This is a genomic window from Paraflavitalea speifideaquila (genome assembly GCF_032395985.1).
GTDB classification, from domain to species: domain Bacteria; phylum Bacteroidota; class Bacteroidia; order Chitinophagales; family Chitinophagaceae; genus Paraflavitalea; species Paraflavitalea speifideaquila.
Genome location: NZ_CP135920.1, coordinates 699263 through 715598, shown reverse-complemented (window position 1 = coordinate 715598; position 16336 = coordinate 699263). Strand labels below are relative to the sequence as shown.

Below are 16336 nucleotides of genomic sequence, written 5' to 3'. Positions count from 1 at the left end.
TATGCATCCCAAAGAAAACCAGGGTTTAATACCCTGATAAATGGACTAACTAAGTTTTACACCATTTATCAGGGATATGCTTTACAAAAAGATGTGGGTACACAATAGCCCTGCAGCGCTGCTACGCCGGGCAGCAGGGTGGCCCACCTTTTCTACCTTGCAAGCGAAAGGTGTCACGGCTCTTAGCCTTATTCGTTGCGTAAGGTGTTTACCGGGTTCACCAGTGCAGCCTTGATGGCCTGTATACTTACGGTGATCAGTGTGATGGCAATGGCTGCCAGGGCCGCCAGGGCAAAAACCCACCAGGTAATTCCAATACGGTATTCAAAATCCTGCAGCCATTGGTTCATGATATACCAGGCAATGGGCGCCGCTATAATAAACGCAATACCCACCAGCTTTAAAAAATCTTTCGACAACAGCGATACGATACCCGTCACGCTGGCGCCCAACACCTTCCGGATGCTGATTTCCTTACTACGCTGGCGTGCGGTGAAAGTAGCCAGGCCAAATAGTCCCAGACAGGCTACAAAAATGGTGAGCCCGGCAAAGATGCCCAATATGCGGCCCGTATGTTGTTCCGCCCGGTACACCTTGGTAAATTGTTCATCAAAAGGTATAGGCAAATGGGGCACCCGTACCCAGCCGTTCCCATTTGTTTTTATCGTGCTTACCAATCCCGCAATGTCTTTCGTATTGGTCTTAATGATCAGCGTACCATAGCCATCATTCAAGGTCATGACCAATGGTGAGATTCGTTCATGCAATGATTTGAAATGAAAATCCCTTACTACACCAATTACGCGATAAGTTGTTTTTTTGCCGTCGTTATCACTATGGGCAATCATCTTCCCCAACGCATCTTTATCCCATCCCATGGCCGCCACAGCGGTTTCATTCAAAATAACACCCATGGAATCAGTACCAAACTCCTTGGAGAAGTTTCGCCCCGCCACCAGTTCCATACCCAGCGTAGGAATATAATTGTAGTCTACTTCGTAGCGAAGCGTTTTAATTTGTTCCGCCGTATTGTGCTCGTACACAAAAAAATTGTTGCCATTGGAAGGGCCGGCCGGCAAATACCAGGAGGCCGTTATACTGGCAGCCCGGGGTCTTGCGCTATTTGTTGATGTAGTACCTGTTGCTTTTGCTGACCCAGCATCCAGGTTTCAGGCAGTATTAAGACCTGCTCTTTGTTATAGCCCAGTTTTTATGCTGGATGTAAGAAAGCTGCTTGTACACAACAGCCGTACTCACCATCAGCGTAATGGAAATAAAGAATTGAAAAACCACGAGGCCGCTACGCAGACCGGCGCTTTTTTTCCCTGATACCATCTGCCCTTTTAATACAGCCACCGGTTTAAAAGAAGAAAGGAAAAAGCGGGATAACCACCGGCCAACAAACCCGTGATCAAACCCAGCAACAATAAACCCGGCAGCAGCCAGCGGTTATTGATCAATTCCAGCCGGAGGTTTTTGCCTGCGATGCTATTAAATATGGGCAGCGCCAGTTGAACCAACACTACAGCCAATACCAACGCAACGGTGGTGAGTAAAAAAGATTCCAGCAAAAACTGTCCTACCAATTGACCTTTTACAGAGCCCATGACTTTTCTGATGCCTACTTCTTTAGCCCGCTTACCGGCACTGGCTGTAGATAGGTTCATAAAATTGATACAGGCTATCAGCAGCATAAACAAGGCGATGGCGCTAAATATGTATACATACCTTATATCGCCAGGCGCTTCAAAATCATTGGTGAAATCAGAATGCAGATGTATATCAGTAAGTGGCTGCAGGTACAATCCAATATCATTACCGCCCTTTCTAAATTCGGCCAGGCTAAGCCCCATAGCCTGCTTTAATTGTGGCCCCATATACTTTTCTACCGTAGCAGGCAACTTCGCTTCCAGTTGTTTGTAATTATATCCCTCGGGCAATACCAGGTAAGTAAAATAGCTTGACTGCATCCAGGACGTAGACCGGGCATTCTGCTGGTTGGCCATGGACACAAACATGTCGAAATGAAAATGTGAGTTCTCCGGCACCTGATCAATGAGCCCGGTTATTTTATAGGAGGCATTCCAATCTTTAAACTCCAGCAGTTTCCCAATAGGGTTTTCATTCCCAAAATATTTTATCGCCAGGGCCTTTGTAATGACCATCGTATTGGGCAACAGCAATGCTGTTCGGGCATCACCTGCTATAAGCGGCAGTGTAAATACCTGGAAAAAATTGGAATCAACGTAAGCAAAGGTCTTTTCCTTAAATGTTTTATCTCCATAGGTTACCAGTGGCGATCCGCCAAAGGATATACGGGTAGCTTCCTGTACCTCGGGATAGTCACTCACCAATGCCTGGGCTACCGGCGGAAATACATTGGCCTCCCGCATTTGCTCGCCCTTTACATGACCACGGAATACCACCCGCACCATACGGTCAGCTTTTTTATTATAGCGATCATAGCTCAGCTCATGCCGTACAAAAAGCATAATGATGAGGCAGGTACCTATACCAATGGCCAGGCCCAATACATTGATAGCAGAAAAAGCACGGCTTCTCCACAGATTACGTAAGGCAATTGTTAAGTAACTCTTTATCACAGAATTGTTTTTATTATGGAAAGCCAATGCAATGCCACTTTACTAGGCCATTGGCAATCAGTTCCTAATCATGTTACAGACACTTGCATCGGTGTCCGGTTTTGTTACAGAGACCGTCCAGTTTTGGGAAGTTCCCACCCCTTTTACCCGAGGTGACACCTTTCCCTTGCGACACAAAGGAAAGGTGTCACCTCTTTACTCCCCTTTTGAGCCTCCTATAAAAAACACAAGGCTCAGACGCAAACGCCTGAGCCCTGGTTACAGCGGTGACTCCTTTTCTTTTCAATTAAGATAAAAGGTGGGCTCCCGCACTGCTGCGGGACCGCGCTGCTATGCCGGGCAGCAGGGTGACTCACCTTTGTTCTAATAATTTTCTCTTCCGAGGTGACACCTTTACCCTTGCAACGCAAAACGAAAGGTGTCGCCTCTTTTACTGTTATTACTATTTCTTTGTTTCAAACAGTTTATCCGCCGGCACTACTTTCACCTTCTGGCCATCTTTAAGCGTTTTGCTGATCACATTATAAGGCGCTGTAATGATCTCATCCCCTTCTTTCAGGCCGCCCAATATTTCAATATAATTGATATCCTGTATACCCGTTCTCACCTTTACCCTTTTTACAGTACCACCAGGCTGCAATACAAAAACAACCTCATCCAGCTCACTCGACAAACCGGGTTTCGTTTCTTCCTGGATACCTTCTTCTTCTTTTTTATCCTTTTGTCCGGCCACTACATTATCCGTTCCTTTTTCACGGGTAGTTACGGCATTGATCGCCGATGCCAATACATTGGGCTTGGTAAGGGTTTGTATATCTGCACTGGCATTCATACCCGGCCTGAAAGGAAACTTCCTGGGTTTGGAAGGGTCCAGCAGGTCCTTATATGAATCCCTTAAGATGCGGATATGTACTTTGTAGTTGGTCACATCATTGGCAGTAGCAGCCGCAGCAGTACCCGCAGTCGTATTGCTGCTGGCTATCTTGGTAACTATGCCTTTGAACTTGCGGTTATTGTAAGCATCCACTTCAATCAGGGCCGAATCGCCCAAATTGACTTTAGGAATATCATTTTCGCCCACATCCACCTGTACTTCCATTACACTCAGGTCGGCTATGCGCATCATTTCCGTTCCCGCCATCATGGAGTTACCTACTACGCGCTCCCCTTTCTTTACATTCATGAGCGACACTACGCCATCCATCGTGGCCAGAACGGCCGTACGGCTAAGGTCTTTATCAGCCCTTTCCAGGCTGGCCTGGGCACTGGCGATGGAAGCTACCCCACTGCGGATATTTTGGACAGCAGCATTATAATTGGCTTTGGCAGTCTTCAGGTTATTATCAGCCTGGTCAAACTCTGAAGCCGAGATCACTTTTTCAGCCGCCAATTGCTTCTGGCGGTCATAAGTGCGCTGGGCCAGGTCCTGTGCCGATTTGAGGCTTTCCAACTGTGCCCTGCTGTTCTCCACACTGGCCTGCTGCTGATCTACTACCGCAGCAGCCTGGTTGCGTTGGGTAGAATAAATATCTGCATAGATACGGGCCAGTACAGCGCCTTTTCTTACGCTATCACCTTCGGCATATTTCAATTCCACGATCTCACCGGAAATATCGGGACTGATCTTTACTTCAATTTCGGGGTATACTTTTCCACTGGCATTAACGGTTTCAATAATGGTGCGTTTGGCCACTTTTTCGGTGGATACTTTTAAGCCTTCCTCTTTGCCGATCACGCCGCCCGATTTAAGCGCCAGCAACGCTACGACCAGGACGATAAGGATTATAATGATCCACCAGAGTTTTTCTTCTTCATTGTTATGTCGGTTTCGTTAACGTGTGACGTCTGATTTGTTAGTTGGTTGGGGTTAAAGTTTAATGCCCTGGCCACGATAAAATTCCAGTACTTTCAGTTTAAACACATAATCATACTGTGCCAGTACCAGGTCTATCTTGGACCGGAATAAGTTGTTCTGATTGGTGAGAAGGTCAATTGTATTCAACAATCCGATCGTATAGCGCTTCGAAGCAAAATCGTAGGCTTTCTGGGCAGTCTCTACTGATTTCTTGCCAGCACTGAACTTTTGCAGCGAAGCCGTAGCATCCGTATAAGCCTTATAAATATCCTGTTTCAGCGTAAGGTTATCCTGTGTCTTTTGAAGTTCCGCCGTTTGCAGGTTCAGCTTTGACCGGTCTACAGCTGCCCGTAAATTGCCCCCGTTAATATGGGCACACTTACACTTACCCCAATGGATTGGCGGAAGTTCTGATCCAACTGCTTAAAATAACCCAGTTTACTTTGATTATAAGCAAAATCCGGCGCAGTGACGTCATACCTCGTTCCTCCTACTGTTACAGACCCAATCTTTTGATCGGGTAATTGGGTAATGCCATCCACCCCCTTTGCCCGACTATTGCTGCTGCTACCCAGGCTGCCAAATAGGGAAAAAGTAGGATACAAGCTACCTTTGGCGGCATCTACTGACTTTTGTGCTGCCTTTACCCGGTAATCATTCACCTTCGAGATAGGCATATTTTGTATGGCCAGTCCGTATACTGTTTCAGGCTGCAGATCGGCAATGCTCTCTACCGGGATCTGTTCCACCGGGGGCATCCACTTCAAAAGGAGTACCTGCATCCAGGTTTAGGAGGGCCTTAATTTGTAATACCGATTGGGCGGTAGTGGCCATGGCTGTTACCAGCGTTGAACTATCCCTTGCCAACTGCGCCTCCAGTTCCAGTGCATTTAATTCAGGCACCGTACCTGCTGCCACCAGTTTGCGGGTATTATCCAGTTGCGCCACAGTTTGCTTCACCTGCACCTCGCTGATGTGCACTTGTTCTTTATTCAGCAATGCCTGCAAATAGGCTGCCGCTACATTGAGGGAAATATCGCTTTTTATTTTTCTACATTGGCCCGCGAAGCTTGTGCATCCAACGAATTGGCCGCAATGGTATTTTGCTTGCTGAACCAGTTAAACAGATTAATCCCTGCCTGCAGGGTATAACCGCTTGACAGGTAGCTTTGCGTAATCAGGCTAAAGCTGGTAGGATCCTGGTTACGACCCGAACTAAATCCCAACTGACCGGTAAAATCAAGATTGGGATATTGCGAACGCTTGGCCTGAGTAAGCGTGACATCCGCCAATTTTGCCTGCACATCCGCCTGTTTAATAGAGATATTATGCGCCACTGCATATTCAACACAACGCCGCAGGTCCCATTTATCCTGGCCAAACCCGGTAACAATTAGCCCAAGCTGTAAAAAACAGGTAATAGAATTTTCCTTTTCATAGAATAAATCAGTGGTTATTATGTAAGGGGATGCCTGTTAAAACTACTTATATAAGCGCAAAACCATAACCCCACAAAATACAGCATGCCCAGCAAAGCATGAAAAAAATACGGTTAAAAAAACCTCCCAATGCCCGCCAGGAGCCTGCCAACGGCCATTTCCAGGGTACCCACTTAAATTTTTAACAGTTCTTTTTATACGCAAGCTGCAGGCCACTATCAGGATAATATTAATGCACAGCCGCAAAGGCCTGCTCAATATCAGCAACCAGGTAGGCGGCCTCTTCCAACCCGATATAAAAACGTATCATCCGGTGTTCCCGGTCGGCCGCATTAAAGGCTTCCGGTTGCAGGGAGGCACAACGGGGTATGGCCAGGCTTTCATGACCGCCCCAGCTTACCGCCATCAGTATATGTCGCAATGATTCGCAGAAGGTTACAATCTCTTCCATTTTTTCTGCTTTCATCACAATGGTCAGCAGTCCGCAGGCGCCTGTCATCTGTACCCTGGCCAGTTCATATTGAGGAAAATTAACATCCAGGGGGAAAAGAACCTCTTCTACGGAAGGATGCTGTTTTAAATAATCGATCACCGTGCGGGTAGTAATGGAAATCCGGTCCAGCCGCAAAGGAAGGGTACGCAGCCCCTGATCAGTAACCAGGCATTAAAAGGCGATATCCCATTGCCCATATTCAGCAACTCATTGTCGAAGATCTTTTTCATCATCGCCTTGGTGCCCGTAAGTACCCCCGCCACCACATCACTATGCCCGCCAATATACTTGGTAGCCGATTGCAGTACCATGTCGATCCCCATTTCTATAGGACGCTGGTACAAGGGCGTACAATAACTATTGTCACAAATGGTAACAATGCCCTCTGCACGGGCCAGTTCGGCCACCGCCCGCAGGTCTTGCAACGCAAAATCCCAGCTATTGGGCGATTCCAGGTAAATGACCCTGGTATTGGGAAGAATGGCCCGCTCAAAATGTTCGATCCTGGTACCATCTACATACGTAGTAGAGACCCCAAAACGGGGCAATACATTGTCAAACATTTTTGCGCCCAGGTATAAGGTTTGCCAACCGATACGATATGATCGCCCGATTGCACATTGGCAAATACAGAAGCAAAGATGGCCGAAGCCCCACTGTTAAAAACCAGGCAATCTTCTGCCCCATCCAGGGCAGCCAGTTTCTTTCGCAGGATATCTATGGTAGGGTTCAATCCCCGGCTATAGAGATATGTACTGTATTCATCTTCAAATACCTTTCGCAACTCCTCCACCTTCTTGAAGGCGAAATTGCTGGTTTGCATTATCGGCGGCGATATAGCGCGGAAGTACTGCTCCCTTTCTTCCCCCAATTCATTGAGGATATATGATAGATCATTGTCAGGCATCATGCTAATTATCAGTTTTCGTTGGGCTTTTTTTCGGCATTAAAAATACAATATCATAAATCCGGTAAGCACCGATACCCCAATCAGGGCCGTCATCGGCTTATTGATCATGATACTAATACAAACAAAGACATAGGCAGCAATGAAAATGATCGGTTGCAGGGGGTATAGTTTCATGGAATAAATACCCGTTCCATTGAGGTGTTTGGTGCGCTTGCGCAGCATGAAGATAGAACCAGCGGATAAGGCCATGCCAAAACAATCCAGGAAAATGGTAAAGCTCAATATTTCATCAAAAGTTTTGGCAAAGAACAATACGATAATACAGATAATGGTAAAAACCGTAAGGGAAGTAACCACCACTTCTTTTTGGCACTCTTGGCTTTAAATACGCTGGGCAATACCCCATCTTCACTCATCGCAAACATTACCCGGGGATTGCTCATCAGCTGTACATTCACATAGGCCAGCACCGAAAGGAATAAAAGCCCTGAAAATACATCCGCGCCATCCTGGCCAAACAGTTTAAAAGCAATGACAGAAGCAATTTCATTCGTATTCTTTAAGTTCTCAAATCCTACAATTTTATAATAACTGTAGTTGACCAGCAGGTATAATATGATAATGGCTGTAATACCAATGAAGATACCCCGGGGAATATTGCGGGAGGCATCCTTGACCTCATGCCCAAAATTGATGGATTGCTGATAGCCGCCATACGTAAAGGATACGGCTACCAGGCTCAAACCAAATGATTTGATGTATTGATCCCATCCCGCTTCGGAACTTGCCACCACAGCAGCTGTATTGTCATTGTATAGAGCCGGAAAGAACAGGGCCGAGATCAGCATCAATACCATACCGATCTTAATAATCATTAATATATTCTGGGTTTTGGCACTCATCTTCAATCCCAGCAAATTCACCCCATAAAAATAATGATGCCTATGGAAGCGATAAACACCTTGGTAAGGTCGGATACAGGACCCGTAAATAATACTTTACTGATGTAGCCGGCACCAATGAGCGCCACGCCCGACAACGATCCGGCATTGGAAACCAATATGAGACAGTTAATAGAAAATGCCAGGGAAGGATGGTAGGCGTAAGAAAATATGCGGTAATAACCTCCGGTGGCAGGATGCCTGGAACCGATCTCGGCATAGGTCAGTGCACCACAAAGGGCCACCAGCCCACCTACGATCCAGGCGGCAAAAAAACACCGGGGGTTAATGCATCCTTTGCTGAATTAGAAGCAGTTCTGAAAATGCCCATTCCGATCACCAGCCCAATCACAATCATGGTGAGATCGAATAAGCTTAGTTTGGACTTCATTCGTGGAAGATAAAGAAAAGCGGCGATCTGGTATTTCACTATTTTTACCTTAATGAAATACACCTTCCTTTTTCTGCTGATCAGCGGATTGGCAACTAACCTGACTGCCCAGCAAACAAGCACCCCTGATTCGGTCACCGCCTTGCAAGCTGTAATGGTGAAGGCTTACGAACAAAACCGTCAACTGAAAGAGGTCTCCGGCGCCATTAATTATATTGGCAAATCGCAATTGGAGCGTTTCAACAATACCAGCTTGTTGCCGGCTTTCAATACTACGCCCGGGGTGCACATGGAAGAACGGTCGCCCGGCAGCTTCCGCCTCAATGTTAGAGGCAGTACCCTTCGCTCGCCCTTTGGTGTACGTAATATAAAAGTGTATTGGAATGGGATTCCCTTTACCGATCCCGGTGGCAGCACCTACCTCAACCAATTAAGCTATTACAATATCAACTCCATAGAAGTGATCAAAGGCCCTGCGGGCAGCCTCTATGGCGCAGGTACCGGCGGCGCCGTATTGCTCAATAGCCAGCCCGAAAGCTGGACGCCCGGTGCAGAGATGAGTTACCTGTATGGCAGCTATAGCCTGCACAACCTGAACGTACAAGTAAGGTTGGGAAGTGAAGAGAACCGCAACACTTTTGGTTATACGCATCAAACCAGTGATGGGTACCGCGATCATACCAATATGCGGCGCGATGTTGCTACCTGGGAAACCCGGCTGAAAATAAACGATAAGCAAACCCTGCAGGCCAGTGTACTGTATGGCGACTTGTATTATGAAACACCCGGTGGACTTACCCGGGCAGAATATACCAGCAATCCCCGTGGCGCCAGGCCCAATGCCGATGCCCTGCAGGCAGCCATCCGGCAACAAACCTTCTTGGCCAGCCTTTCCCATACTTACCAGCTTACGGAACAACTGGAAAATAATTCGGTGGTATATGGCGCTTTTTCACAGATCAGGAATCCCACCTTCCGTAACTATGAAAAAGAATGGAACCTCATTTTGGTGGCCGCACTGTTTTCAATTGGCTACAGCCACTCGATCATGCACAACTTAAGTTGTCTTGGGGAGCCGAAGCCCAACGCGGGTTCTTCAATACCAAAACCTTTCAGAATAAACAGGGGCGCCCCGATACGCTACAAACCGATGATGATATCAATAGCTGGATCTACTCCCTGTTTGTACAAGCTGGCTTGCGCCTGCCCGGCAACTGGAATTTGGATGCGGGCGTAAGTTTCAACAAATCATCCATTACCATAACCCGTCTCTCCATACCTTCCTTTGTACCGGTTAAAAGAACCTACAGCAATGAGTGGGCGCCCAGGATAGCGCTATCCAAAAGATCATCCCCGAACTATTGCTTTATGCCAGCATTGCCAAAGGTTTCTCCCCGCCCACTACCCAGGAGGTGCTGCCCTCTACCTCAGTGATCAGTATCGGGCTCAATGCCGAGCAGGGCGTGAACTATGAAACGGGCATCAAAAGCAGCTGGCTGCAACAAAGATTGTATGTTGAGGTCAATGCCTTTTATTACCGGTTACAAAATGCCATTGTACAACGCCGCGATGCCAGCAATGCAGACTATTTTGTAAATGCAGGCTCCACCAAACAACAAGGACTGGAATCGCAGGCTTATTACCAGTTGCTGCCTTCACGCAAGCGCTTTATTACCAATGCCCGCTTGTGGATCAGCCATACCTGGAGCCAGTTTCGCTATCGCGACTTTAAACAGGGTGCTACAGATTTCTCCAATAAACAATTGCCCAGTGTAGCGCCCCATATCCTCACTGCCGGGCTCGACCTTAGCATCCGGCCCGGCCTCTATACCAACCTTACCTGGTATTACAGTGACCCCATCGCCCTCAATGATGCCAATACCGAAATAGCCTCTTCCTATCAGCTTATGGGCGCCCGGCTCGGCTGGCGTACACGCATTACCCGCACCCTTGCCGCCGACTTCTTTGCCAGCGCCGATAACCTGTTCAATATACGTTATAGCCTGGGCAATGATATCAATGCAGCCGCAGGTCGGTATTACAATGCAGCGGCTGGCGCCAATTATGCAGGGGTATTATCCTTAAATATGTGAGGAGCAACTAATAACTCATGCTACATGAATATCCGGCCGAATGATTTTTTACACGAAATGGTCAACACAAAAAACTACGTAGGACGACAAAACATCGACGGGATTAAAAAGCGAATGCACAACAAAACTTCTAGCTCCTAATTATGATACAACCCGAAAACAGCTACAAAATAGAAAGGAGTTGTACCAACAGCGGACATAATGCCATGGAAGATCGTTCAAAGAAGCGTTAGACTTTATCTATGAGCTTTTAGAAACCCTGCATCCCTGTAGCAATTGTTCAATCAACACTTAATACCCTCAATTTTTCTGGCGAAACCATCATTACGAATTTGAAAATCAACTAATTATCTATTCTACTGGGCCTAAATAAAGCCTGTTCCAGAATGGGCAGGCTTTATTTATGTCCATGCCACGGGCTGGTGTTTTCCCCTTCCAGGGAGCTGTCTTATTCAGTTCATAGTCGTGGATAAACCGTATATAAGCCGTATATAAGCTGTAGATAAGCCGTAGATAAGCTGTCTTTTAATAGATACGGCTTATCTACGGCTTACCTATATCTTATTTACAATTTAAATGCGGGTTATTCTTGTATCAGAACGGTTTATGGTGCGTACCAGGCAGCTTTGATGGCCGGTTCAGGCAGGATTCTGCAGGTACCTGGCGCAGAAACCCAACTCTTTCCTACATTTGCCGCCGTAATTGGTTTCCGGCGCGCCACCAGGCGGCCAGGATTAAAAGGGAAACCGGTGTAACTCCGGTGCTATCCCCGTAGCTGTAAGTTTCAAGTAAGAAGCAAGTGGCTGGTAGTAAATGGCCAGTGGGAAGCCCCACTCGCTACTCGTCATTGGCCACGCGCATCTTACACTGTTCGATCTTCGTACCACTGTTCCATCAGGGAATGGGAAGGTGATGAACCAGGGAAACGAGCCAGAAGACCTGCCAGTTATCAGCAAAGGCATCGACGAGCTTTCGGGTGAAAAGCCGGGATGAAACAGTCTTACTGTAAAAGACATTTCATTTCTGTTTGTATTCATTTTTTCCGAAGGTTCATAGTTCATCACATTTAACAAACTATGAGCATGACAAAAAGGTTACTCACTTTAACAGCCCTGCTGGCTACTATGTACGGGCAGGCGCAAGATTCAACAAGTAAAATGGCACTGGATGAAGTAGTGGTTACCGCTACCAAATACCCCAAAAAACATCCGAAACCGGCAAGGTCATTACGGTGATTACCCGGGCACAACTTGACCGCAGCGCTGGTAAAGACCTCTCGCAGCTATTGAATGAGCAAACGGGTATCTCCGTCAACGGAGCCAATAGCAATCCCGGCAAGGATAAATCGATCTACTTAAGGGGTGCTAAATCCGACTATACGCTGATCATGATTGACGGGGTACCCATCTATGACGCAACAGGGTCCAGCAGTAATTTCGATTTCAGGTTACTGCCTATTGACAATATCGAACGCATCGAAATACTGAAAGGCAGCCAGTCTACCCTATATGGTTCAGATGCAGTAGCCGGGGTGATCAATATCATTACCCGCCAGGGCGGCGGCCAAAAACCGGCTTCACCCTTTGCTACAGCAACATATGGCAGCTACGAAACCCGGAAGATCAATGCAGGTGTCACCGGCAGTACTGACTTCCTGAACTATAATGTAGGTTATAAGCATTTCAAGACAAACGGCATCAGCGAATCATCAGATAAGAATAACACAGGCAAGTTTGACAAGGACGGCTATGAGCAAAACTCCTTTATAGCCAACCTGGGTTTCAAAGTAGCGAACATCGCGAAGATCACGCCTTACTTGCGCTACAGTAAGTTCAATGGCAATCTGGATATCGATGCTTTTAGTGACGATAAAGATTATACCTACAATTTAGAGAACCTGCAAACCGGTATCCGCAATGAGTTTAACCTGGGCAGGGTAAAGCTGAACCTGCTGTATAATTTTACTTCTACGAAAAGAAATTACCTCAATGATTCGCTGATCAAGGAATCTATTTTTGATGGCTTCAGCACCGGCTATTACAAAGGGAAAGAGCATTTTGTAGATGCCTATGTACATGTACCCTTAACCCAGGAGCTTTCTTTTACTGGAGGAGCAGATTACCGCAATGGTATTACGGATGTAACAACAATGGGCATTTACAAGTATTATGATTTGGGTGGTGTACTTACAAAGGGCCAGTATGGCGGCACCATCAATTCTGATTCGGCCAAACAGAACCAGGTAGGTGTTTATGGCGCCTTAACCTTTGCCAGTAAAGAAGGTTTCAATATTGAAGCGGGCGGCCGTTTCAACCACCATTCGGTTTATGGCAATAATGGGGTGTTTAATATCAACCCCTCTTTCCTGATCGACCGCCAGTTTAAGGTATTTGCCAATATTTCTACAGCTTATAAGGTACCTACCTTGTATCAGATGTATTCTGAATACAAAAACCCCACTACCGACCTGGACCCTGAAAAGGCCATTACCTATGAAGGAGGTATCCAATATTACTCTACCGATAACCTGGTGAATGTACGGGTATCGGTGTTTAAGCGCGATGTAAAGGATGCCATTGTGTTCTATACCAACCCCAATACATTTGCCAGCTATTATATTAACCAGGACAAACAAAAGGATTGGGGTTTTGAGATAGAGCCCGCCATTAATTTCATGGATAAGATCAAGCTCACCCTTTCTTATGCTTATGTAGATGGCAAGGTACATACCAGGGCCGGCGCCAAGGATACGGCTTTCTACAACCTGTACCGCAGGCCCAAGGGCATCTTTGGGGCCACGCTCAATTACCATATTACCAAAAACCTGTTTGCCAGCGCCGGGGTACAGAACTTTGGCAAGCGTTCTGACCTGGATTTTAGTACCTTTCCCACCTCAATTGCTAAATTAAAATCTTATACGCTGGTGAATTTCTATGCAGAATACCAGCTTATTAAGTCGCTAAAGTTGTTCATAGATGTGAAGAATATTACCAATACTTCTTACGTGGAAGTGCTTGGATATAACACTTTAGGGCGTAATTTCAATGCGGGTTTATCCGTACGTTTATAATTATAAAAACAAAGAATATGTCATTGAAGAAATTCAATCCCCGTATGATGGTGCTGCTGGCAATTATGGTCTTGGCAGCCGTGGTGAGGATTGTACTTACGAAAGAAGCTAAAATGTCGCCCCTGGCTACGCTTACCCCCTGGGTGCTATGGCCCTGTTTGGAGGCGCCTATTTCAGCAAAAGCTATAAGGCTTACTTGTTTCCTTTATTGACCCTTTGGATGAGCGATGTCATCTTGAACCGGTTTGTGTATTATGGGGAATGGCGTTTCTTCTATGAAGGTTTTTACTGGACGTATGGTTCTTTTGCCTTGATTGCTTTTGCTGGTCAGTGGATCATCCGCAAAGTAACTGTTACCAATGTGGTACTGGCTTCTTTTGTGGCGGTACTCATTCACTGGATTGGTACCAGCCCAGGCTGTTTTATGGTTGCCGAGTCGATGTATCCCAAAACCTGGGGTGGATATTTCGCCAGCCTGGTAGCAGCGATTCCCTACGAATGGAATTTCCTGTTGGGCACTTTACTGTATAGTGGTATCTTTTTGGCGGCTTTGAGCTGCTGCAAAAAAGGTTCTCCGCTTTGCGCCCCGCCGGTTTATAATTTATAATAATAGTATTGGGAAGTGAAGAATAGGCAGGAGCTTCCTGGATTATTCTTCACTTCTTGTTTTATTCAATATTCAAATATCCCGTATGGTTGCCTGTTCTTTTCTTCCTGCCGCCACCCAAATGATCTACGATATGAACCTGCAGCACCTGTTGCAGGGGATCACTTTTGAATGTCCTCCGGCAGCCCTGGCTCAAAAGAGAAAGTAGTACGCTGCGTACTGGAAGGCAAGCATTATAGCAGTATTGAGATCGACCGCATCTTCTCGGCCTCCAAAGCACAGGGTAAAAGTCTGTATTATGTGGATGAAGTACTGCTGCAGGCAATTAGGCCCGATGTGATCTTCACCCAGGATGTATGTGAGGTATGCCAGATAGATACAGCCTGTACAGCCGCGGCGGTAGCCAAATTGGACAAACAGCCACAATTGGTACCGCTTACGCCTAACAACCTGGAAGATGTTTTTGGAACAGCCATCACCATTGCTACAGCACTTGGACAGGAAGAAGCAGCCTATCCCTACCTGGCTTCTCTGCAAAAAAGAATTGATACGATCATTGATACCTTAAGGGCCCATAAAGCGCCACCCAAAAGGGTAATGGTGATGGAATGGGTAGAACCGGTCTATAATTGTGGCCACTGGATACCTTACCAGATCGCTTATGCAGGTGGCATCGATATGCTGTCGAACCCGGCCGGCGATAGCATTGTAACACCCTGGGAAAAGATCGTACGGTACAACCCGGAAGTACTGGTCATAGCGCCTTGCGGCTTTACCATAGAACGTACGGCCGAAGAATTACACCTGCTGACGCGAAAACCGGAATGGCAGCAACTAGCCGCCGTACAGCGGAAGGCGGTATACCTGGCCGACTATGACCTGTTTACCCAACCCAGCGCCAGTACACTCACCGATGGTATTGAAATACTGGCCGCCATGTTTCACCCCACCCTCTTCAACGTACCCGCCCACCTGCAACATAAATGTACTTCGCTCTTTAAATCAGTAGCCCATGTGTAAGCATGAACAAAAAAACTGCCCCCGTTGCCAACAACACTTTGAATGCAAAGTGGGCGATGTACACCATTGCCAGTGCTTTGACATTAGCTTCAATGAAGAAGAAAAAGCATTTATAGAAGGTCGGTATCAAGACTGCCTGTGCAGGAATTGTTTACTGGAACTGAAACAACGTTCTGTTTTATTTACCGAGAAATATTCATTGGATGCCAATAAGTGAAGAGGAGGCGAGTGGTTCCGGAACCTTTTGGGAGTAAATGGTGAATGGGGAAGAAGCGACGCAGCAATAATCAGTAATTAATAATCAATCATGGAGGAAGTGTTTATGAATGGACGTGAGGATAAGGCTGGTATTATTTTTGTAACCGGAGGTGCCCGCAGTGGAAAAAGTCGTTATGCACAAGACCTGGCGCTTCAATTAAGTCCTTCCCCTATCTACGTGGCTACTGCCCGCAAATGGGATGAGGATTTTCAGCAACGGGTAAAAGACACCAGGATGACCGTGATGAGCGCTGGACTTCTATCGAAGAAGAAAAACAGCTCAGCAAACTTGACCTCAACGATAAAGTAGCGGTAATAGATTGTGTAACGCTATGGCTTACCAACTTCTTTGTGGATAACAAATACGATATTGATCAATGCCTGGCCGAGTGTAAGCAGGAGATTCAACAGCTCATGCAGCAATCAGGCACTTTTATCATCATCAGCAATGAGATAGGCATGGGCGTACATGCAGAAACGGCCATTGGCCGTAAATTCACAGACCTGCAAGGCTGGATGAATCAGTATCTTGCTGCGCAAGCCCGCAAGGTGGTGTTCATGGTGAGTGGGATACCGATGGAGATCAAGGGGTGAGTCGTGGATCGTGAATCGGCAGTCGGCAATCTTTTGCTTCGTTTTTTGAAGGGAGTGGATAT

General features: G+C 46.6%; 18 protein-coding genes, 4 pseudogenes and 1 riboswitch. Of the genes and pseudogenes, 11 read left to right on the top strand and 11 right to left on the bottom strand.

The genetic code is table 11. The features are described 5' to 3' along the window. Window positions 1-188 precede the first annotated feature (188 nt). The 11 genes and pseudogenes from RS881_RS05055 to RS881_RS05005 form a co-directional block, all read right to left on the bottom strand. Window positions 189-1043, bottom strand: a complete 855-nt coding sequence (locus RS881_RS05055; protein ID WP_315820073.1) for an ABC transporter permease — start codon at window positions 1041-1043, stop codon at window positions 189-191. A 300-nt stretch (window positions 1044-1343) separates the two neighbouring features. Further along, window positions 1344-2603: an ABC transporter permease gene (locus RS881_RS05050; RefSeq protein WP_315820072.1), complete on the bottom strand. Its 1260-nt coding sequence runs from the start codon at window positions 2601-2603 to the stop codon at window positions 1344-1346. Between the two features lie 442 nt (window positions 2604-3045). After that, window positions 3046-4338, bottom strand: a complete 1293-nt coding sequence (locus RS881_RS05045) for an efflux RND transporter periplasmic adaptor subunit (RefSeq protein WP_315820071.1) — start codon at window positions 4336-4338, stop codon at window positions 3046-3048. Window positions 4339-4470: 132 nt separating this feature from the next. Further along, window positions 4471-4779 carry a TolC family protein gene (locus tag RS881_RS05040; protein ID WP_315824360.1) on the bottom strand — a complete coding sequence of 103 codons (309 nt, stop codon included), beginning with the start codon at window positions 4777-4779 and terminating at the stop codon, window positions 4471-4473. 17 nt (window positions 4780-4796) lie between these two features. After that, the gene (locus RS881_RS05035) at window positions 4797-5207 is read right to left on the bottom strand and encodes a TolC family protein (protein WP_315820070.1); all 411 of its coding nucleotides are present in this window, start codon (window positions 5205-5207) and stop codon (window positions 4797-4799) included. Then, entirely contained in the window at window positions 5164-5466 is a 303-nt protein-coding gene (locus RS881_RS05030) for a TolC family protein (protein WP_315820069.1), read from the bottom strand. Before RS881_RS05030 ends, RS881_RS05035 begins: the two co-directional genes overlap by 44 nt. A 35-nt stretch (window positions 5467-5501) precedes the next feature. Further along, window positions 5502-5795 carry a TolC family protein gene (locus RS881_RS05025; RefSeq protein WP_484557615.1) on the bottom strand — a complete coding sequence of 98 codons (294 nt, stop codon included), beginning with the start codon at window positions 5793-5795 and terminating at the stop codon, window positions 5502-5504. A 331-nt stretch (window positions 5796-6126) separates the two neighbouring features. After that, window positions 6127-6953 (bottom strand): annotated as a pseudogene (locus RS881_RS05020) (trans-sulfuration enzyme family protein). Beyond that, window positions 6905-7300, bottom strand: a complete 396-nt coding sequence (locus RS881_RS05015) for a PLP-dependent transferase (protein ID WP_315820068.1) — start codon at window positions 7298-7300, stop codon at window positions 6905-6907. The pseudogene RS881_RS05020 and the gene RS881_RS05015 overlap by 49 nt, the downstream one beginning before the upstream one ends. Before the next feature lie 36 nt (window positions 7301-7336). Further along, window positions 7337-7582, bottom strand: a complete 246-nt coding sequence (locus tag RS881_RS05010; protein ID WP_315820067.1) for a hypothetical protein — start codon at window positions 7580-7582, stop codon at window positions 7337-7339. Next, a pseudogene (locus tag RS881_RS05005) lies at window positions 7579-8486 on the bottom strand (amino acid permease). The gene RS881_RS05010 and the pseudogene RS881_RS05005 overlap by 4 nt, the downstream one beginning before the upstream one ends. A 198-nt stretch (window positions 8487-8684) precedes the next feature. On the opposite strand from RS881_RS05005, the pseudogene RS881_RS59030 reads away from it, so the two are divergent. The 11 genes and pseudogenes from RS881_RS59030 to RS881_RS59020 form a co-directional block, all read left to right on the top strand. Beyond that, window positions 8685-9086 (top strand): annotated as a pseudogene (locus RS881_RS59030) (TonB-dependent receptor plug domain-containing protein); the annotation flags it as partial. A gap of 539 nt (window positions 9087-9625) precedes the next feature. Continuing rightward, complete coding sequence (locus RS881_RS59025) at window positions 9626-10066, top strand: TonB-dependent receptor domain-containing protein (protein ID WP_350340089.1); 441 nt, start codon at window positions 9626-9628, stop codon at window positions 10064-10066. After that, window positions 9949-10725, top strand: coding sequence for a TonB-dependent receptor (locus RS881_RS04995; RefSeq protein WP_315820065.1), 777 nt, complete (start codon window positions 9949-9951; stop codon window positions 10723-10725). The genes RS881_RS59025 and RS881_RS04995 overlap by 118 nt, the downstream gene beginning before the upstream one ends. Window positions 10726-11411: 686 nt before the next feature. Continuing rightward, window positions 11412-11686: riboswitch (cobalamin riboswitch) on the top strand. Between the two features lie 121 nt (window positions 11687-11807). Continuing rightward, window positions 11808-11960, top strand: coding sequence for a hypothetical protein (locus RS881_RS04990; RefSeq protein WP_315820064.1), 153 nt, complete (start codon window positions 11808-11810; stop codon window positions 11958-11960). After that, window positions 11957-13795, top strand: a complete 1839-nt coding sequence (locus tag RS881_RS04985) for a TonB-dependent receptor plug domain-containing protein (RefSeq protein WP_315820063.1) — start codon at window positions 11957-11959, stop codon at window positions 13793-13795. The genes RS881_RS04990 and RS881_RS04985 overlap by 4 nt, the downstream gene beginning before the upstream one ends. 17 nt (window positions 13796-13812) lie before the next feature. Continuing rightward, window positions 13813-14007 (top strand): hypothetical protein, encoded by a 195-nt coding sequence (locus RS881_RS04980; protein ID WP_315825054.1) that lies wholly within the window; start codon window positions 13813-13815, stop codon window positions 14005-14007. Next, window positions 13944-14402, top strand: coding sequence for a DUF6580 family putative transport protein (locus tag RS881_RS04975; RefSeq protein ID WP_315820062.1), 459 nt, complete (start codon window positions 13944-13946; stop codon window positions 14400-14402). Before RS881_RS04980 ends, RS881_RS04975 begins: the two co-directional genes overlap by 64 nt. A gap of 85 nt (window positions 14403-14487) precedes the next feature. Beyond that, window positions 14488-14610 carry a hypothetical protein gene (locus RS881_RS04970; protein WP_315820061.1) on the top strand — a complete coding sequence of 41 codons (123 nt, stop codon included), beginning with the start codon at window positions 14488-14490 and terminating at the stop codon, window positions 14608-14610. After that, window positions 14574-15422 (top strand): ABC transporter substrate-binding protein, encoded by an 849-nt coding sequence (locus RS881_RS04965; protein WP_315820060.1) that lies wholly within the window; start codon window positions 14574-14576, stop codon window positions 15420-15422. The genes RS881_RS04970 and RS881_RS04965 overlap by 37 nt, the downstream gene beginning before the upstream one ends. 49 nt (window positions 15423-15471) lie before the next feature. Further along, entirely contained in the window at window positions 15472-15639 is a 168-nt protein-coding gene (locus RS881_RS04960; protein WP_315820059.1) for a cysteine-rich CWC family protein, read from the top strand. Between the two features lie 90 nt (window positions 15640-15729). Then, a pseudogene (locus RS881_RS59020) lies at window positions 15730-16274 on the top strand (bifunctional adenosylcobinamide kinase/adenosylcobinamide-phosphate guanylyltransferase). Window positions 16275-16336: the final 62 nt, after the last annotated feature.